This window comes from Burkholderia sp. KL41, from assembly GCF_057005415.2.
Map to the genome: position 1 here is coordinate 2,559,791 of NZ_CM174446.1, position 19,612 is coordinate 2,579,402.

The window sequence follows — 19,612 nt, forward strand, 5'->3', positions numbered from 1 at the left end:
ACGCCATTATACAAAGGCGACCGGAATCGCGCCGCCCGGCAAAGCGACGGCGCCGTGCATTACAGCGCCTTCGGCGCGACGAGCGCGACGTCGCCGGATGCCGCCGGCAGCGGCTTCGCCGCGTCGTCGACCAGCCCGAACGACACCGCTCGCGCCAGTTCGGCAGATGCCTGGTGAACTGCGAGCGGGCCACGCGACGGCGCATCGGCCATCGCATGCAGATAGGCAGCCGCAGCCAGCGGAACGACGATTGCCAGCGGCCAGTACATCGATATTGTCTTTTTCATGATGCGGACCTCCTTGACCTCGTACCCCGAAACCCAATTCCGGGGACTACAGACGAGATTCTATAGACCGCATCTATCGAGATAAATATCCAAATAGCGAACGCACTGTTGTCGCCGGATGAACAGTCGTCAGCCGAGGTGGCTTTGCGACGCCGCGTACAGTTCGCGGAACGTGCGCCCGGTCGGGGTCGGCATGTCGCGCGTGTCCATCCAGCCGCCCATCATCGGCAGGCGCCGCAGCGTGCCGCCGGCGCCCAGCCGCTCGAGGATGCGCACCGCGAGCTTCGTCGTCAGCGCGTACAGCATCGGCCGCCGCGCGACGAATCCCCATGCAGCGAGCGCCGCCCGCTCGCGCCACGGCCGCAGGTGCCGCTCGACCTGCTTCTCGCGCAGCGTGCGCAACAGGTGCGACAACGGAATCCCGGCCGGGCAGACGCTGTCGCATTCTCCGCAAAGCGTCGCGGCCTGCGGCAGATCCAGCGCGCGATCGAGCCCGACGTAACTCGGCGTCAGCACGGAACCCATCGGCCCCGGGTAGACCCAGCCGTACGCATGGCCGCCGACCTTCTGGTAAACCGGGCAATGGTTCATGCATGCGCCGCAGCGGATGCAACGCAGCATCTCCTGGAACTCGCCGCCGATCAGCCCCGTGCGGCCGCCGTCAACGAGCACCACGTAGTTGTGCTCGGGGCCGTCCTCGTCATCCGGCCCGCGCGGCCCGGTCAGCAGCGAGAAATAGTTCGACGTCTTCTGCCCCGTCGCGGAACGCGGCAGCAGGCGCATCGCGGTCGCGAGGTCCTCGAGAGTCGGCAGCACCTTCTCGATGCCCGTCACCGCCACATGCACGCGCGGCATCACCGTGCACATCCCCTCGTTCCCTTCGTTCGTCACGATCGCGACCGACCCGGTCTCGGCGATCACGAAGTTGCCGCCGGTCACGCCCATGTCGGCCGACATGAAATGCGGGCGCAGCACCTCGCGCGCCTCCCGCGTCATGTCCGGAATCTCGGTGAGCCGCTCGCGGTGGTGCGTGCGCGCGAACAGGTCGGCGATCTCGTCCTTGTCCTTGTGGACGACGGGCGCGATGATGTGGCTCGGCGGCTCGTTGTCGTTGATCTGCAGGATGTATTCGCCGAGGTCCGTCTCGATCGATTGCACGCCCATTTCCGCGAGCACCGCGTTCAGGCGCATTTCCTCCGACACCATCGACTTGGTCTTGATGACCTTCTTCACGTCGTGACGGCGCGCGATGTCGGCCACGAGCCGCGCGGCGTCCGCCGTCGTCTCGGCGAACAGCACGGTCGTGCCGCGCCGCGTCGCCTCGCGCTCGAAGGCCTCGAGCCACACGTCGAGGTTCTCCAGCGCGCGGTTGCGGCGCGCCTTGAGCGCGGCCCGCGTGGCCGGGAAGTCGATCGCGGTCATCGCGTCGGCACGCGCGGACACGAACTTCGTCGACAGCTTCTTCAGATTCTGCTGCAAGCGCTGGTCGGCCAGCTTCTGGCCGGCGCGCGCCTTGAAATGCATCGATTGGACTTGCATCGCGGTATCGGGGAAAAGTGAGCGGAACCGGGCGTCAGACGTCGCCCGCCAGCACCTGCGCGACGTGCAGCACGCGCGTGTCGCGGTCGCCGGTGCGGCGCAACCGCCCTTCGATGTTCAGCATGCAGCCGAGATCGCCGAGCACGACGGCGCCTGCGCCCGACGCGCGCACGTTCGCGCACTTCTCGTCCGCGATGGCCGCCGAGATGTCGCCGTACTTCACCGCAAACGTGCCGCCGAAGCCGCAGCAGTGCTCGCAGTCCTTCATCTCGGTAACCGCGATGCCGCGCTGCGCGAGCAGCGCGCGCGGCTGCGCCTTCACGCCGAGTTCGCGCAGGCCCGAGCATGAATCGTGATAGGTGACGGGCCCCGTGAATTCACCCGGCGCGAGCGAGACCTTCGCGACATTCGCCAGGAAATCGGTCAGTTCGTAGACCTTCTGCTGGAACCGCGTGTAGCGCCCCATCAGTTCGGGGTCGTCGCGGAACAGGTCGCCGTAGTGCGCGCGGATCATCCCGCCGCACGAACCCGACGGCGCGACGACGTAATCGAACTGCTCGAACTCGCGCAGCGTCTTTTCCGCGAGATCGCGGGCGAGCGCGCGGTCGCCCGAGTTGTAGGCCGGCTGGCCGCAGCAAGTCTGTGCGGGCGGCACGATCACCTCGTAGCCGGCGTCGCGAATCAGCTTGAGCGCCGAAAAACCGATTTCCGGACGCATCAGATCGACCAGGCAGGTCACGAACAAACCGACTCGCATACGCGCTCCTTCGAGAAAACGGCTCTCATTATCCGCCGTTTGGCCGGCGAGACCAACGCCGGCTCGCGCGCAAGCCCGCAGTGCGCGAAACGAGGACTTCCTCGAACGGCGTTCGCTTTTTTCACAATACGAGATACAATCGTTGCAACACCGCTTGCCGCGTCAACCGATTTCTCCCCCGACATGAGCCAACCCACCCCGGATTCCAAAACGTCGATCCAGGTGATCGAACGCATGATGCGGTTGCTGGACGCGCTCGCCGCGCACAGTGACCCCGTGAGCCTGAAGGAACTTGCGCAGCGCACGGAGCTGCACCCGTCTACGGCGCACCGCATCCTCAACGACATGGTGACCTGCCGCCTCGTCGACCGCTCCGATCCCGGCACGTATCGCCTCGGCATGCGGTTGCTGGAGCTCGGCAACCTCGTGAAGGCACGCCTGTCGGTACGCGACGCGGCGCTGATGCCGATGCGCGAGCTGCACCGCCTCACCGGGCAGACCGTGAACCTGTCGGTGCGCCAGGGCGACGAGATCGTCTACATCGAGCGCGCGTATTCGGAGCGCTCGGGGATGCAGGTCGTCCGTGCGATCGGTGGCCGCGCGCCGCTGCACCTCACGTCGGTCGGCAAGCTGTTCCTTGCAGCCGACGAAACGTCGCGCGTGCGCGCCTATGCAACGCGCACGGGGCTGTCCGGCCATACGCAGAACAGCATCACCGACATCGCGAAGCTCGAGCGCGAGCTGACGATCGTCCGCCAGCAATCGTGCGCACGCGACAACGAGGAACTGGAGCTCGGCGTGCGCTGTATCGCGGCCGGCATCTACGACGATTCGGGCAAGCTCGTCGCGGGCCTGTCGCTGTCGGCGCCGGCCGATCGTCTCCAGGATGCGTGGCTCGGCCAGTTGAGCCGTACTGCCCTCACCATTTCGGAATCGCTCGGCTACCGGCCGGCGCCCACGAAGGATGCGGACGGGCTGCAGCGACAGGCGTAAGCCGTTCCCGCGCGCCCGCAGTAAAAAAGCCCCGCGATTGCGGGGCTTTTTTTGCCAACGGCGCGGCAGCGAACCGTCACGCCGCCGTGCGATCAGGTCCCGCCGTTCGGCGTGTTGGCCGCCGTCAGGCGCTCGCCGCCGCCGGCGTCGAGCCAGTTGCGCAGACGCGCCGCGTCGGCGAAGCGCGAATACTTGCCGAACGAATCGAGCAGCACCATCACCATCGGCCGGCCGTGGATCGTCGCCTGCATCACGAGGCATTCGCCCGCTTCGTTGATGAAGCCCGTCTTCTGCAGACCGATGTCCCACGAGCCGTTGCCGCGGATCAGCGCGTTCGTGCTGTTGTAGGCGAGATTGCGCTTGCCCGTGTACACCTCGTAGCTGCGATCGGTCGAGAACTGACGGATCATCGGGTACTGGTACGCCGCATTGACCATCTTCACCAGATCGCGCGCGCTCGACACGTTCGAGCTCGACAGGCCGGTCGAATTCTCGAAATGGGTATCGACCATGCCGAGCGACTTCGCCTTCGCGTTCATCGCGGCGATGAACGCCGGGCGACCGCCCGGGTAATAACGCGACAGCGCGGCGGCCGCGCGGTTTTCAGACGCCATCAGCGCGATGTGCAGCATGTCTTCACGCGACAGCACCGAGCCGACCGACAGGCGCGAGCCCGTGCCCTTCTCGTAGTCGCGGTCTTCGTCGGTGACTTCGATCTGGTCGGCCATCGGCGCCTTCGAGTCGAGCACGACCATCGCCGTCATCAGCTTCGAGATCGACGCGATCGGCACGACGGCGTGCGAATTCTTGTCGAACAGCGGCTCGCCGGAATTCTGGTCGACGACGTACGCGACGCTCGAACGCAGCGCGAGCGCGTCCGGCGTGTCGTGCAGGCCGAACGCCTGGCCGACGCTCTGCCGGCGCGGCTGGAACGCGACCTTGCGAACCGCGCCGTGATGGCCGGCACGCACGCTGTTCGCCGCGAGCGTCACGCGCTTGCGCGACGCCTTTGCGCGCGGCGCATCGGCCGCGGCGACCTTGGCGGATTTGTCGGAGGTAGCCTTGGCCGACTTCTTCTTCGCGGACGAAGCAGGAGCGACAGCCTTTTTCTTGGCGGCTTGTTGGGTCTTCGCAGTGGCGGCAAAGGCGTCAGCGGGCGTGACGGACGCGGTGGTCGCCAGCAAGGCGACAGCGACCGACACAGCCGTGCCGAGCGTCATGCTCTGCAACAATCTGCGCGGTGAAAACGATTCGGCTTTCATTGGGGTCTGGACAAAGCGGGCGGGAGGTTTCCGCAAGTGTAGTTAAAGCTGAAAAAAAGAGCAATATTAGGCACTTACCGATCGTCGTTAAACCGGAATGTAAGGGTTGGCCAACCTCTGACCAATGAACCCTCCCGCTCCCATCGAAAAAATTCATGGGATGCGCTGCCCGACAGTACCCGTCTCCCGATTACACACGGTTAATTGAGATAACGTCACTTCGGAGGCGATTTAAAGCGGGGAAACTACGTATCCGGCGCTCGGGGTGCCTGGGAGCCGGTCTCGGCCGTGGCGGCGGCACGTCGCCACGGTACGCGCATCGAAACGGCGCGTTTTCGACAGGAACAGAAGGATAACGTTCCATGACCCTGTCAGGTTTACCTGTGCATGATCATGGTGCGCCGCGTGCGCCCCGCGTCCGTGCGCACCATCTGGGAGATGCGCGTGAAACCGATTCCGAACGGGCACGATAACTTGTTGTTTTATCGATAATTTGTCGCGATTGTGCAACGCACAAAAAACACTTGACATCCGTTTTCCCTGCCCTAAAATAGGCCTCATTGCTGCGTCGCACAAAGCACGCGCATCCGAGGTTCCCCGTCGTAGTGCCCTTTACCCTGCGATCGACGCGATCGCTTTTCAGGAGCTGGACATGTCCTTGCTGACCCCCGAGCAAATCGCCGCTGCACAGAAAGCCAACCTCGAAAGCCTGTTCGGTCTGACGACCAAGGCGTTCGAAGGCGTCGAGAAGCTGATCGAACTCAACCTGCAGGTCGTGAAGTCGACGCTGGCCGAAGGCCAGGAAAACGCACAGCGCCTGCTGTCGGTGAAGGACGCACAGGAACTGATCGCACTGCAAGCCAGCCTGTCGCAGCCGGTCGCGGAAAAGGTGCTGTCGTACGGCCGTCACCTGTACGAAATCGCATCGTCGACGCAAGCCGAGTTCGCGAAGGTTGCAGAAGCGCAATTCGAAGAGCAGAACAAGAAGGTTCAGGCACTCGTCGACAACGTCGCGAAGAACGCCCCGGCCGGTTCGGAAACGGCTGTCGCCGCACTGAAGTCGGCACTGAACGCTGCGAACACCACGTACGAAACGGTTCAGAAGGCCACGAAGCAAGCCGTCGAGATCGCTGAAACGAACTTCAACGCTGCTGCTGCCGTCGCAACGAAGGCTGCTACCGCCGCTGCCGCACGTCGTTCGAGCAAGCCGGCCGCGTAAGCGTCCCCTGCTCCTGAAAGAGCCGCGCACAGCGCGGCTTTTTCGTTTCTGGCGCCGCACCACGCCGGAATCGCCAAGCCACCTGCCTTGCCCGAACGATCGTTTGAGCATCGGCCGCCCGCAAAAGAAAACGCCGCCGCCCGGATTGCCCGGGAGGCGGCGTTTTTTGTGGCCGGCAACATGCCGGCCCCGGTCGCGTTACTTCTTGCGCTGCGGCGGCAGGTCCGTACAGACGCCTTCGTACAGTTCGGCGGCCATGCCGACCGATTCGCCGAGTGTCGGGTGCGGATGGATCGTCTTGCCGATGTCTTCCGCGTCCGCGCCCATCTCGACGGCGAGGCACACTTCGCTGATCAGGTCGCCCGCGTTCAGGCCGACGATCGCGCCGCCGATCACCCGGTGGGTTTCCTCGTCGAAGATCAGCTTCGTGAAGCCTTCGTCGCGGCCGTTCGCGATCGCGCGGCCCGATGCGGCCCACGGGAACACGGCCTTGCCGTACTTGATGCCTTCGGCCTTGCACTGGTCTTCCGTCTTGCCGGCCCACGCCACTTCCGGATCGGTGTAAGCCACCGACGGGATCTGCAGCGCGTCGAAGTACGCCTTCTCGCCGTGCGCGGCTTCCGCTGCGACGTGGCCTTCGTGCACGGCCTTGTGCGCGAGCATCGGCTGGCCGACGATGTCGCCGATCGCGAAGATGTGCGGGACGTTCGTGCGCATCTGCTTGTCGACGTCGATGAAGCCGCGATCCGTGACGGCGACGCCCGCCTTGTCGGCGCCGATCTTCTTGCCGTTCGGGCTGCGGCCCACCGCGACGAGTACGAGGTCGTAGCGCTGCGCTTCCGCCGGCGCCTTCTCGCCCTCGAACTTCACGTAGATGCCGTCTTCCTTCGCTTCCGCGCCGACCGTCTTGGTCTTCAGCATCACGTTGCCGAAGCGCTTCGCGTTGTACTTTTCCCAGACCTTCACGAGATCGCGGTCCGCGCCCATCATCAGGCCGTCCATCATTTCGACGACGTCGATCTCGGCGCCGAGCGTCGAGTACACCGTCGCCATTTCGAGGCCGATGATGCCGCCGCCGATCACGAGCATGCGCTTCGGCAGCTGGCGCAGTTCGAGTGCGCCGGTCGAATCGACGACGCGCGGGTCTTCCGGCATGAACGGCAGCTTCACGGCCTGCGAGCCCGCCGCGATGATCGCCTGCTTGAACTTGACGACCTTCTTGCCGTTTTCGCCCTGCACTTCCATGTGGAACGGATCGACGAATGCGCCGACGCCCGTGACCACTTCGACCTTGCGCGCCTTGGCCATGCCGGCGAGGCCCGTCGTCAGTTTCTTGACGACGCCGCCCTTGAAGTCGCGCAGCTTGTCGAGATCGACTTCCGGCTTGCCGAACGTGATGCCGTGCGACGCGAGCGCCGCGGCTTCCTCGACGACGAGCGACGTATGCAGCAGCGCTTTCGACGGGATGCAGCCGACGTTCAGGCACACGCCGCCGAGCGTCGAGTAGCGCTCGACGAGCACGGTCTTCATGCCGAGGTCGGCTGCGCGGAACGCAGCCGAGTAGCCGCCGGGGCCGGCGCCGAGCACGAGCATGTCGCATTCGATGTCGACGGCGCCTGCGTAGCTGCCGGCTTGCGGCGCGGGCGCCGGGGCGGCTGCGGCCGGTGCCGGCGCAGCTGCTGCGGGCTTCGGCGCTTCGGGTGCTTTCGCGGGCGCGGCGGCGCCTGCCGATGCTTCGACGATGGCGATGACGGTGCCTTGCGAGACTTTCTCGCCGGCCTTGACCTTGACTTCCTTGACGGTGCCGGCGACGTCGCTGGGCACTTCCATGGAGGCTTTATCGGATTCGAGCGTGATGAGCGTCTGCTCTTTTTCGATCACGTCGCCGGGTTTCACGTTGACTTCGATGACATCGACGCCGCTGAAATCGCCGATATCCGGAACCTTGACTTCGATGAGACTCATTACTGTCCCCTTCTTGATTAGCTGCAGACAGAGAGGGAGAAACCCGCGGAAGAACCCACTACTGCGACTACGGCCTGACAAGAGAACGCGACGCTGGGCAGGACCACCTTTGCCGTCCGCCCAAGGACGCGCCTTTCTTTTGGTTACTTTTCTTTGGAAGACAAAGAAAAGTGACCGCCGCCCCGCGCAGGGGCGACGCTAGCAGACCGTTAGCAAGACAGGTTCAACGTCGAAACGTGGATAACACCGACATAAACCCACGCCCCCGCGAGCAAGCTCCCCGCTCATCAAAGAATGATGCGACGGAAATCGGCGAGCAACGCGCCGAGATACGCATTGAACCGCGCGGCTTCCGCGCCATCGATCACGCGATGGTCATACGACAGCGACAGCGGCAGCGTCAGACGCGGCACGAACTGCTTGCCGTCCCACACCGGCTTCATCTGGCCGCGCGACAACCCGAGGATCGCGACTTCCGGCGCATTGATGATCGGCGTGAAGTTGGTGCCGCCGATCCCGCCGAGCGACGAGATCGAGAAGCACCCGCCCTGCATCTGGTCCGGCTTCAGCTTGCCGTCGCGTGCGGCCTTCGACAGCTCGGCCATTTCCTTCGCGATATCGACGAGCCCCTTCTTGTCCGCATCGCGGATCACCGGCACGACGAGGCCGTTCGGCGTGTCCGCGGCAAAACCGATGTGGTAGTACTGCTTGAACACAAGGTTGTCGCCGTCGAGGCTCGCGTTGAAGGTCGGGAATTTCTTCAGCGCGGCAACGACCGCCTTGATCACGAACGCGAGCATCGTGAACTTCACGCCCGCCTTTTCGTGCTCCTTGTTCAGCTGCACGCGCAGCGCTTCGAGCTCGGTGATGTCCGCTTCGTCGTTGTTCGTGACGTGCGGGATCATCACCCAGTTGCGATGCAGGTTCGCGCCCGAGATCTTCTTGATGCGCGACAGCGGCTTCGCCTCGAACGGGCCGAACTTCGAGAAGTCGACCTTCGGCCACGGCAGCAGGTTCAGCTCGCCGCCGCCGGCCGGCGCGGCTGCCGCGCCCGGTGCCGCGCGCTGGCCGCTCATCACGCCCTTCACGAAGCCCGTGACGTCTTCCTTCGTAATGCGGCCCTTCGGACCCGAGCCCTGCACGCGCGCGACTTCGACGCCGAGTTCGCGCGCGAACTTGCGTACCGACGGCGATGCGTGGCTGGCGCGGTATTCGCCCGACGGTGCCGCGGCCGGAGCCGGCGCAGCAGCGGCCGGTGCGGCCTTCGCGGGTGCCGGTGCGGGTGCTGCCGGTGCTGGCGCCGGCGCTGCAGCGGCGGGCGCCGGTGCGCTCGCCTGCGGTGCGGCAGCCGCTGCACCTGCGGCTTCGAGCAGCACGATCAGCGTGCCTTCCGACACCGAATCGCCCACCTTGACCTTGATTTCCTTCACGACGCCCGCTGCCGGGCTCGGCACGTCCATCGTCGCCTTGTCCGACTCGAGCGTGACGAGCGACTGTTCCTTCTCGACCGTGTCGCCGACCTTCACGCCGATCTCGATCACCGGCACGTCCTTGTAGTCGCCGATGTCCGGTACCTTCACTTCGAGCGTGCCGCCGGCGGCTGCCGGTGCGGCAGCCGGTGCCGCTGCGGCCGGCGCAGGCGCGGCCGCCGGAGCCGGTGCTGCGGCCGGCGCGGCCGCGCCGTTGGCCTGCGCCGCGGCGCCGCCTTCGAGCAGGATGATCAGCGAGCCTTCCGACACGGAATCGCCCACCTTGACCTTGATTTCCTTCACGACGCCGCCTACCGGGCTCGGCACGTCCATCGTCGCCTTGTCCGACTCGAGCGTGACGAGCGACTGCTCCGGCTCGACCGTGTCGCCGACCTTCACGCCGATCTCGATCACCGGCACGTCCTTGTAATCGCCGATATCCGGCACCTTCACTTCGATCGCTTGACTCATCTGTTTCTGTCTCCATGGCCACGCGCGCTTCTCGCGGAAGCGGCGCGCGGCATCACACGGCGTGTGCGTTAAACGGTCATCGGGTTGGGCTTCGACGGATCGAGGTTGTACTTGGCGATCGCGTCCGCGACCACCTTGCGCTCGATCGTGCCCTCGTCGGCCAGCGCGTTGAGCGCGGCGACAGTGACCCAGTGACGGTCGACTTCGAAGAAGTGACGCAGCTTCTCGCGGGTATCCGAGCGGCCGAAACCGTCGGTGCCCAGCACGACGAAGCGGCGATCGATCTGGCCGCGGATCTGGTCGACCAGCGCGCGGACGTAGTCGGTCGACGCGATGACCGGGCCCTGCGTGTCCTTCAGGCACTTCTGCACGTGCGACAGGCGACGCTCCTCGGTCGGATGGAGCAGGTTCCAGCGCTCGACCTGGTGGCCTTCACGCGCCAGCTCGGTGAAGCTCGGCACGCTCCACAGGTCGGCGGCGACGCCCCAGTCGTTCTTCAGCAGGTCGGCGGCAGCGATCACTTCGTTGAAGATCGTGCCCGCGCCGAGCAGCTGAACGCGCGGCGCCTTCTTGTCGGCGTCGGCCTTCTTGAACGCGTACATGCCCTTGATGATGTCGGCCGCCACGTGCTCGCCCTGCGGAATCGCCGGGTGCTCGTAGTTCTCGTTCATCACCGTGATGTAGTAGTACACGTCTTCCTGGTCCTGCACCATGCGGCGCAGGCCGTCCTGGACGATCACCGCGAGTTCGTAGCCGAAGGTCGGGTCGTAGCTCACGCAGTTCGGCACCGATGCCGCCCACAGCAGCGAGTGACCGTCTTCGTGCTGCAGGCCTTCGCCGTTCAGCGTCGTGCGGCCCGCGGTACCGCCGAGCAGGAAGCCGCGCGAACGCATGTCGCCCGCGGCCCATGCCAGGTCGCCGATCCGCTGGAAGCCGAACATCGAATAGAAGATGTAGAACGGCACCATGATCTCGCCGTGCGTCGAATACGACGTCGCCGCCGCGATCCAGTCGCACATGCCGCCCGCTTCGTTGATGCCTTCCTGCAGGATCTGGCCGGTCTCCGATTCCTTGTAGAACATCAGCTGGTCGGAATCTTCCGGCACGTACTTCTGGCCCTGCTGGTTCCAGATACCGATCTGGCGGAACAGGCCTTCCATGCCGAACGTACGCGATTCGTCCGGGACGATCGGCACGACGCGCTTGCCGAGCGCCTTGTCCTTCAGCAGGATGTTCAGGATCCGCACGAACGCCATCGTCGTCGAGATCTCGCGGCCCTCGCCCGTGCCCTTCAGCAGCGGTTCAAACGCGTCGAGCGCCGGCACCGGCAGCGACGTCGCCTTCTCGCGGCGATGCGGCAGGTAGCCGCCGAGATCCATGCGCTGCTTGCGCATGTATTCGAGTTCCTTCGAGCCTTCCTCGAACTTCAGGTACGGCACGTCGGCGATCTGCTCGTCGGTGATCGGCAGGCGGAACTGGTCACGGAACTTCTTCAGTTGCTCGACCGGCAGCTTCTTCTGCTGGTGCGTGATGTTCATCGCCTGGCCCGACTCGCCCATCCCGTAGCCCTTGATGGTCTTCGCGAGAATGACGGTCGGCGCACCCTTCGTGTTCGTGGCTTCGTGGAACGCCGCGTAGATCTTGTGCGGATCGTGGCCGCCGCGGTTCAGCGCCCAGATGTCGTCGTCGGACCAGTCGGCGACGAGCGCCTTCAGTTCAGGCGTGTTGAAGAAGTGCTCGCGCACGAACGCGCCCGACTCCGACTTGTACGTCTGGTACTCGCCGTCGACGACTTCCATCATGCGGCGCATCAGCGCGCCCGTCTTGTCGCGTGCGAACAGCGCATCCCAGCGGCTGCCCCAGATGACCTTGATCACGTTCCAGCCGGCACCGCGGAATTCCGACTCCAGTTCCTGGATGATCTTGCCGTTGCCGCGCACCGGGCCGTCGAGACGCTGCAGGTTGCAGTTGATCACGAACACGAGGTTGTCGAGCTTTTCGCGGCTCGCCATCCCGATCGCGCCGAGCGATTCCGGCTCGTCCGTCTCGCCGTCGCCGAGGAATGCCCACACCTTGCGGCCTTCCGTCTTCGCGATGCCGCGCGCTTCCAGATACTTCATGAAACGTGCCTGGTAGATCGCCATGATCGGGCCGAGGCCCATCGACACGGTCGGGAACTGCCAGAAGTCCGGCATCAGCCACGGGTGCGGGTACGACGAAATGCCGTTGCCGTCGACCTCCTGGCGGAAGTTGTCGAGCTGCTCTTCCTTCAGGCGGCCGAGCAGGAATGCGCGCGAGTACACGCCCGGCGACGAGTGGCCCTGCACGAACACGAGATCGCCGCCGTGCTGCTCGGACGCTGCGTGCCAGAAGTGGTTGTAGCCGACGTCATAGAGCGTCGCGGCCGACGCGAACGACGCGATGTGGCCGCCGACGTTCGTGTCCTTGCCTGCACGCAGCACCATCGCCAGCGCGTTCCAGCGCGTGTACGAACGGATGCGGTGCTCGATGTCCTGGTCGCCCGGGATCTTCGCCTGGGCTTCGACCGGGATCGTGTTGATGTACGGGGTATTGGCGGAGAACGGCAGGTGTTCGCCGTGCATGCGGGCGAACTCGATCTGCTTTTCGATCAGGTAATGCGCGCGGCCGGTGCCCACGGAGGAGATCACGCCATCGAGCGACTCCAGCCACTCGACGGTTTCTTGCGGGTCGTCGTCACGTTCGGCGGCGACATATTTCATCACTTCGTTCGGTACAGCGGACATTCTCGTCTCCTGGGTCCTGGAATGTGAGGATCGCTCTCGTGCAGACGACGCGACGCGACCGGCTGCGGGCAAGCTCCAGCGGATTGTAATGAGCGTGCGCGGGCCTGCGCAACAAAATTTTCGAATTGTGAGATCTTTTCTCGCAATACGAAATATTGCTGCGCTGCACCCATATTTCGGGGCTCTCCGGCGCGTCCCGGCGGAACAAATCCGTTTCCGTTCAACATATCCGGTATAGGTTTTCCATGTATTGCGCTGCGCTACAATCCTGCCATGTTGACCGATCGGCTTTTCGCACGCTCGGCGCGACCGTCGGGCCCGCCGGCGGAGTCGCAGCCGTCCCGTTGGCACCACGGACCGTGGTGGTCCAATTCCTATTTGCTGACGCCACTGCTGTCGATCCTCGTGTTCCTGGTGGTGATGAGCCTCATCCTGTGGAGCCTCAACCGCCGCGAACAGCAGCAGCAGGAAGACACCCTCTTCCGGAACGTCGCGTGGGCGCAGCAGCAGATCCGCCTGTCGATGACGGGCGCGCAGGAACAGCTCCAGGCACTGTCGCGCGACCTCGCGTCCGGCCGTCTCGACCAGAACGCGTTCCAGATGGCCGTCGCGGACGTGATGCAGACGCACCCGGAAATCCTCTACCTGAACTGGTACACGTCGCCCGGCGTACAGCGCTGGCCGACCGTGCATCCACCGCTGCTCGGCCAGCGGCTCGCGAAGCCCGGTGAAGCGCAGATGCAGGACGCCGTGCGCGGCGCGTACGACGAGGCGCGCAGCACGCGGCGCCAGGCCTATTCGCCGCTGATCTACGACGACTTCGGCAACGGCTTCATCACGCTGCAGACGCCCGTCATGCGCGGCGACCGCGAGTACCTCGGCTCGATCGCCGCGGTGTTCTCGGTCGAAGGCATCCTGAAGCACGACATCCCGCAGGAACTGTCGTCGAAGTACAAGATCTCGATCACCGACGCGAACAACCGCGAGCTGTCGTCCACGTCGACACGCCCGCGCCTGCCGCGCGACTCGCACTACGACCTGCCGCTCGATCCGCCCGGCCAGGGGCTGACCGTGCGCGTGTACGCATTCCCGCAGCTCACGAACCTCACCAACAACACGCTCGTGTGGCTCGTGGCGGGCCTGTCGTGCTTCGTGCTGTGGAGCCTCTGGAGCCTGTGGAAGCACACGCGCCAGCGCTTCGAGGCGCAGCAGGCGCTGTACGCGGAGGCGTTCTTCCGCCGCGCGATGGAGAATTCGGTGCTGATCGGCATGCGCGTGCTCGACATGCACGGCCGCATCACGCACGTGAACCCCGCGTTCTGCCGGATGACGGGCTGGGACGAAACCGACCTCGTCGGCAAGGTCGCGCCGTTCCCGTACTGGCCGCGCGACGCTTACCCGGAAATGCAGCGCCAGCTCGACATGACGCTGCGCGGCAAGGCGCCGAGCTCGGGCTTCGAGCTGCGCGTGCGGCGCAAGAACGGCACGCTGTTCCATGCGCGCCTGTACGTGTCGCCGCTGATCGACAGTTCGGGCCGACAGACCGGCTGGATGTCGTCGATGACCGACATCACCGAGCCGAAGCGTGCGCGCGAGGAACTCGCGGCCGCGCACGAGCGCTTCACGACGGTGCTCGAAAGCCTCGACGCCGCGGTGTCGGTGCTGGCCGCCGACGAAGCCGAGCTGCTGTTCGCGAACCGCTACTACCGCCACCTGTTCGGCATTCGCCCGGACGGCCATCTCGAGCTGTCGGGCGGCGGCTTCGACCGCGCGCAGGCATCGTCCGACTCGATCGACATGGTCGACGCGTTCGCGGGCCTGCCGGCCGCCGCGCTGACGAGCAGCACGGCCGATGCGCAGGAGGTGTACGTCGAGAGCATCCAGAAGTGGTTCGAGGTGCGCCGCCAGTACATCCAGTGGGTGGACGGCCACCTCGCGCAGATGCAGATCGCGACCGACATCACGACCCGCAAGAAGGCGCAGGAGCTCGCGCACCAGCAGGAAGAGAAGCTGCAGTTCACGAGCCGATTGATGACGATGGGTGAAATGGCGTCGTCGATTGCTCACGAATTGAACCAGCCGCTCGCCGCGATCAACAACTACTGCTCGGGCACGCTTGCGCTCGTCAAGAGCGGCCGCGGCACGCCCGAGACGCTGCAGCCCGCGCTGGAAAAGACCGCGCAGCAGGCGCTGCGCGCCGGGATGATCGTCAAGCGGATCCGCGAATTCGTGAAGCGCAGCGAGCCGAAGCGCCAGCCGGCCCGGGTCGCGGACATCGTCGCCGACGCGGTCGGGCTCGCTGAAATCGAGGCCAGGAAGCGCAGGATCCGGATCGTCACGGAAATCCTCGCAAGAATGCCTATTATTTATGTCGACCCCGTGCTGATCGAGCAGGTGCTCGTGAACCTGATGAAGAACGCGGCCGAGGCGATGGCCGACGTGAAGCCGGCGTCGGCGGACGGCGTGATCCGCGTCATCGCCGACATCGAGGCGGGATTCGTCGACATCCGCGTGATCGACCAGGGCCCGGGCGTCGACGAAGCGACCGCCGAGCGCCTGTTCGAACCGTTTTACAGCACCAAGTCCGATGGCATGGGCATGGGGCTGAACATCTGCCGTTCGATCATCGAATCGCATCGGGGGCGTCTGTGGGTGGTCAACAACGTCGAGCCGGATGGCCGCATTTCCGGCGCGACGTTCCACTGCAGCCTGCCCATTGGGGAACCCGCTGATCTCGGCCAAGGGGGGCGCGAGGCATCGGCATCACATACCGTTACGGGAGAACTATGAATAGCCCTGTCACCACCACTCAGGAAACCGTCTTCGTCGTCGACGACGACGAGGCCGTACGGGACTCGCTGCGCTGGCTGCTGGAGGCGAACGGCTATCGCGTGCAATGCTTCTCGAGCGCCGAGCAGTTCCTCGATGCGTACCAGCCGGCGCAGCAGGCCGGCCAGATCGCGTGCCTGATCCTCGACGTGCGGATGTCGGGCATGAGCGGTCTCGAGCTGCAGGAGCGCCTGATCGCCGACAATGCCGCGCTGCCGATCATCTTCGTCACGGGTCACGGCGACGTGCCGATGGCCGTGTCGACGATGAAAAAGGGTGCGATGGACTTTATCGAGAAACCGTTCGACGAAGCCGAGTTGCGCAAGCTCGTCGAGCGGATGCTCGACAAGGCCCGAAGCGAAAGCAAGAGCGTCCAGGAGCAGCGTGCCGCGAGCGAACGCCTGTCGAAGCTGACCGCGCGCGAACAGCAGGTGCTCGAACGGATCATCGCGGGCCGCCTGAACAAGCAGATCGCGGACGATCTCGGCATCAGCATCAAGACGGTCGAAGCGCACCGCGCGAACATCATGGAAAAGCTCAACGTCAATACGGTGGCCGACCTGCTGCGCCTCGCGCTGTCGAAGAAGCAGGCCTGAGCGTCGCGCGCGGCTCCGGGCAGCCCTGCCCGGCCGGCCGCACCATCGGCTACCGCGCCGCGCGATGCGGCCCACTCGCGCGGCATGGCCCGGCGCTTCCTCCCGGAGCGCCGGCACCGGCGCCATGACGCTTTCCTTGTATTCACTGTCGGACGACGGCAGGCGACCGGTATAATTGCGTGCTTTGCTGCGGCGCTTCGCGTGCCGCACGCCCGCATTCCAACTTCCCGGCAGGACCACCACCATGACAGCCCTCCTCATCGACGGCAACGCCCTCTCGAAGACCTTGCGCGCGCAGGCCGCCGAACGCGCCGCCGCCCTGACCGCACGCGGCCACCAGCCCGGTCTCGCGGTGATCCTCGTCGGCGCCAACCCGGCGAGCGAAGTCTACGTGCGCAACAAGATCAAGGCGTGCGAGGACAACGGCTTCTTCTCGCTGAAGGATGCGTACCCGGCCACGCTGTCGGAAGCCGACCTGCTCGCGCGCATCGACGAGCTGAACCGCGACCCGAAGATCCACGGCATCCTCGTCCAGCTGCCGCTGCCCGCGCACATCGACAGCCACAAGGTGATCGAGGCGATCGCGCCGGAGAAGGACGTCGACGGCTTCCACATCGCGAACGCCGGCGCGCTGATGACCGGCAAGCCGCTGTTCCGGCCGTGCACGCCGTACGGCGTGATGAAGATGTTCGAGGCGCACGGCATCCCGCTGCAGGGTGCGAACGCGGTCGTGATCGGTCGCTCGAACATCGTCGGCAAGCCGATGGCGATGATGCTGCTCGACGCCGGCGCGACCGTGACGATCTGCCACAGCAAGACGCGTGACCTCGCCGCGCATACGCGGCAGGCCGATGTCGTGGTCGCCGCGGTCGGCAAGCGCAACATCCTGACCGCCGACATGGTGAAGCCCGGTGCGACGGTGATCGACGTCGGCATGAACCGCGACGATGCGGGCAAGCTGTGCGGCGACGTCGACTTCGCGGGCGTGAAGGAAGTGGCCGGCCACATCACGCCGGTGCCGGGCGGCGTCGGCCCGATGACCATCACGATGCTGCTGATCAACACGATCGAAGCCGCCGAGCGCGCGGCCGACGCAGCCGCCTGACCCTGCCCGTTCAGCCGGCGTGCGGTTCCGCGCGCCGGCGCCTCGCCGGCCGCACCTTGCCGGTTGCACCTTGCCGGCCACCCCATCCCGCATTCGACCCCGCGCCAATCGCGTCGTTAGAAACTAACGATTGGAAAGCGCGCGATGCGCCCCAATAATGTCGATATCGGGCGCCGCGCTGCCGTGCGCGCCTTACCCTTTTCACTCCGGTTCATCCGGCAACAGACAGGGAGTCTTATGTCCGCCAGCGCCAACACCAACCCGCTTCTCGACTTCTCGGGCCTGCCCCGCTTCGGCGAGATTCGCCCGGAACACGTGACGCCCGCGCTCGACACGCTGCTCGATGCCGCCAACCGCGCGGTCGAGACGGCAAGCGCCGCCGCGACGCCGGCAACCTGGGCGGATGTCGTCGAGACGGTCGAGCACGCGACGGAGCCGCTCGGTCGCGCGTGGGGCATCGTCGGCCACCTGAACGCGGTCGCCGATACCCCCGAACTGCGAGCCGCCTACGGCGAAAACCTGCCGCGCGTGACCGAATTCTGGTCGAGCGTCGGCCAGAACCTCGCGCTGTACGAGAAGTACAAGGCGATCGCCGCGAGTGCCGAATACGCAACGCTGTCCACCGAACGCAAAAAGATCCTCGACAACGCGCTGCGTGATTTCCGCCTGTCGGGCGCCGAGCTGCCCGAGGACCAGAAGCCGCGCTTCGCCGAACTGCAGGAACAGCAGGCCGCGCTGTCGAAGGCCTTCTCCGATCACGTGCTCGACGCGACCAACGCGTACGCGTACATCGTGCAGGACGACGCCGAACTGGCCGGACTGCCCGGCGACGCGATCGAGGCCGCCCGCGAAGCCGCGCAGAAGGACGGCAAGGAAGGCTGGAAATTCACGCTGCACTTCCCGTCGTACTTCCCGGTGCTGCAATACGCCGACAACCGCGCACTGCGCGAGACGCTCTACCGCGCCTATGCGACGCGCGCGTCGGAACTCGGGCCGCAGTACGGCGACGGCAAGGCCGAATGGGACAACACGGCGATCGTCGCCGATGCGCTGAAGCTGCGCCGCGAAGAGGCGCAGATGCTCGGCTACCGCAACTTCGCCGAAGTGTCGCTCGCGCCGAAGATGGCCGAATCGCCGCAGCAGGTGATCGCGTTCCTCGAGGATCTCGCAACGCGCGCACGCCCGCACGCGGACAAGGACTGGGACGAGCTGCGCACGTTCGCCGCGAAGGAACTCGGCCTCGCCGAACTCGCGCCGTGGGACGTCGCATACGCGGCCGAGAAGCTGCGCCAGCAGCGCTACGCGTTCTCGGAAAACGAGGTCAAGCAGTACTTCCCGGAGCCGGCCGCGCTGAAGGGCCTGTTCACCGTCACCGAGACGCTGTTCGGCGTCCAGATCAAGCCGGACGATGCGCCGGTGTGGCACAAGGACGTGCGCTTCTTCCGCGTCGAAAACCGCGACGGCTCGCTCGTCGCGCAGTTCTATCTCGACCTGTACGCGCGCGAAGGCAAGCGCGGCGGCGCGTGGATGGACGACGCGCGTTCGCGCGCGAAGCGCGGCAGCACCGTGCAGACGCCGGTCGCGTACCTGACCTGCAACTTCTCCGCACCGGTCGGCGGCAAGCCCGCATGCTTCACGCACGACGAAGTCATCACGCTGTTCCATGAGTTCGGTCACGGGCTGCACCACATGCTCACGCGCGTCGACGAGCTCGGCGTGTCGGGCATCAACGGCGTCGAATGGGATGCTGTCGAGCTGCCGTCGCAGTTCATGGAAAACTTCTGCTGGGAATGGGACGTGCTGTCGTCGATGTCGTCGCACGTCGATACGGGCGCCGCGCTGCCGCGCGAGCTGTTCGACAAGATGATCGCCGCGAAGAACTTCCAGAGCGGGCTCGGCACGCTGCGCCAGATCGTGTTCTCGATGTTCGACATGCTGCTGCACGTCGACTTCGACCCGGCGGGCGCCACCGGCGTGACCGCATTCGCGCGCGAGATCAACGAACGCTATCACGTGATCCCGCAAGCCGCGTTCTCGCGCTGGCCGAACACGTTCAGCCACATCTTCGCGGGCGGCTACGCGGCCGGCTACTACAGCTACAAGTGGGCCGAGGTGCTGTCGGCCGATGCGTACGCGGCGTTCGAGGAAGCGGCTGCCGCGAGCGGCAGCGTGCTCGACGCAGCGACCGGCACGCGCTATCGCCGCGAAATCCTCGAGGTCGGCGGCAGCCGCCCGGCGATGGATTCGTTCAAGGCGTTCCGCGGCCGCGAGCCGCAGATCGATGCGCTGCTGCGCCACAACGGGATGGCCGCACCCGCGCACTGAGCGCCCGCTGTCCGGCTCGTCCGGCTGCAT

Annotated in this window: 13 protein-coding genes; 6 read left to right on the forward strand and 7 right to left on the reverse strand. The window is 65.6% G+C overall.

Going from position 1 to position 19,612, the window contains the following annotated elements; genetic code table 11:
• Positions 1-59: 59 nt before the first annotated feature.
• From PQB87_RS12045 to PQB87_RS12055, 3 genes are all read right to left on the reverse strand, one after another.
• On the reverse strand, positions 60-287 hold the full coding sequence (locus tag PQB87_RS12045; protein ID WP_027786967.1) for a hypothetical protein: 228 nt from the start codon (positions 285-287) through the stop codon (positions 60-62).
• A 129-nt stretch (positions 288-416) separates the two neighbouring features.
• Positions 417-1,826, reverse strand: a complete 1,410-nt coding sequence (locus PQB87_RS12050) for a lactate utilization protein B (RefSeq protein ID WP_059707080.1) — start codon at positions 1,824-1,826, stop codon at positions 417-419.
• A 34-nt stretch (positions 1,827-1,860) separates the two neighbouring features.
• On the reverse strand, positions 1,861-2,583 hold the full coding sequence (locus tag PQB87_RS12055; RefSeq protein ID WP_021157667.1) for a (Fe-S)-binding protein: 723 nt from the start codon (positions 2,581-2,583) through the stop codon (positions 1,861-1,863).
• Between the two features lie 183 nt (positions 2,584-2,766).
• Here PQB87_RS12055 and PQB87_RS12060 point away from each other — a divergent pair, with 183 nt between their 5' ends.
• Complete coding sequence (locus tag PQB87_RS12060; protein ID WP_027786965.1) at positions 2,767-3,576, forward strand: IclR family transcriptional regulator; 810 nt, start codon at positions 2,767-2,769, stop codon at positions 3,574-3,576.
• A 92-nt stretch (positions 3,577-3,668) separates the two neighbouring features.
• Here the strand turns inward: PQB87_RS12060 and pbpG are convergent, their stop codons facing one another.
• Positions 3,669-4,838 (reverse strand): D-alanyl-D-alanine endopeptidase, encoded by a 1,170-nt coding sequence (gene pbpG / locus PQB87_RS12065; protein ID WP_489241916.1) that lies wholly within the window; start codon positions 4,836-4,838, stop codon positions 3,669-3,671.
• Between the two features lie 652 nt (positions 4,839-5,490).
• Between pbpG and PQB87_RS12070 the strand changes: the two genes are divergently transcribed.
• Positions 5,491-6,057 carry a phasin family protein gene (locus tag PQB87_RS12070; protein WP_006481973.1) on the forward strand — a complete coding sequence of 189 codons (567 nt, stop codon included), beginning with the start codon at positions 5,491-5,493 and terminating at the stop codon, positions 6,055-6,057.
• Positions 6,058-6,255: 198 nt separating this feature from the next.
• Here the strand turns inward: PQB87_RS12070 and lpdA are convergent, their stop codons facing one another.
• The 3 genes from lpdA to aceE all read right to left on the reverse strand — a co-directional run bounded on the left by lpdA (position 6,256) and on the right by aceE (position 12,727).
• Positions 6,256-8,022: a dihydrolipoyl dehydrogenase gene (gene lpdA / locus PQB87_RS12075; RefSeq protein WP_489241919.1), complete on the reverse strand. Its 1,767-nt coding sequence runs from the start codon at positions 8,020-8,022 to the stop codon at positions 6,256-6,258.
• A 287-nt stretch (positions 8,023-8,309) separates the two neighbouring features.
• Positions 8,310-9,962 carry a dihydrolipoyllysine-residue acetyltransferase gene (aceF, locus tag PQB87_RS12080; protein WP_111941477.1) on the reverse strand — a complete coding sequence of 551 codons (1,653 nt, stop codon included), beginning with the start codon at positions 9,960-9,962 and terminating at the stop codon, positions 8,310-8,312.
• Positions 9,963-10,030: 68 nt separating this feature from the next.
• Positions 10,031-12,727: a pyruvate dehydrogenase (acetyl-transferring), homodimeric type gene (gene aceE, locus PQB87_RS12085; protein WP_059688897.1), complete on the reverse strand. Its 2,697-nt coding sequence runs from the start codon at positions 12,725-12,727 to the stop codon at positions 10,031-10,033.
• Between the two features lie 273 nt (positions 12,728-13,000).
• Between aceE and fixL the strand changes: the two genes are divergently transcribed.
• From fixL to PQB87_RS12105, 4 genes are all read left to right on the forward strand, one after another.
• Positions 13,001-15,517, forward strand: coding sequence for an oxygen sensor histidine kinase FixL (fixL, locus tag PQB87_RS12090; RefSeq protein ID WP_027786960.1), 2,517 nt, complete (start codon positions 13,001-13,003; stop codon positions 15,515-15,517).
• A complete protein-coding gene (fixJ, locus tag PQB87_RS12095; protein ID WP_006493245.1) occupies positions 15,514-16,152 on the forward strand; it encodes an oxygen response regulator transcription factor FixJ in 639 nt (212 codons plus the stop codon). Before fixL ends, fixJ begins: the two co-directional genes overlap by 4 nt.
• A gap of 244 nt (positions 16,153-16,396) precedes the next feature.
• Entirely contained in the window at positions 16,397-17,257 is an 861-nt protein-coding gene (folD, locus tag PQB87_RS12100; protein ID WP_048024084.1) for a bifunctional methylenetetrahydrofolate dehydrogenase/methenyltetrahydrofolate cyclohydrolase FolD, read from the forward strand.
• A gap of 237 nt (positions 17,258-17,494) precedes the next feature.
• Entirely contained in the window at positions 17,495-19,582 is a 2,088-nt protein-coding gene (locus PQB87_RS12105) for a M3 family metallopeptidase (protein WP_027786957.1), read from the forward strand.
• The last annotated feature ends 30 nt before the right edge of the window (positions 19,583-19,612 follow it).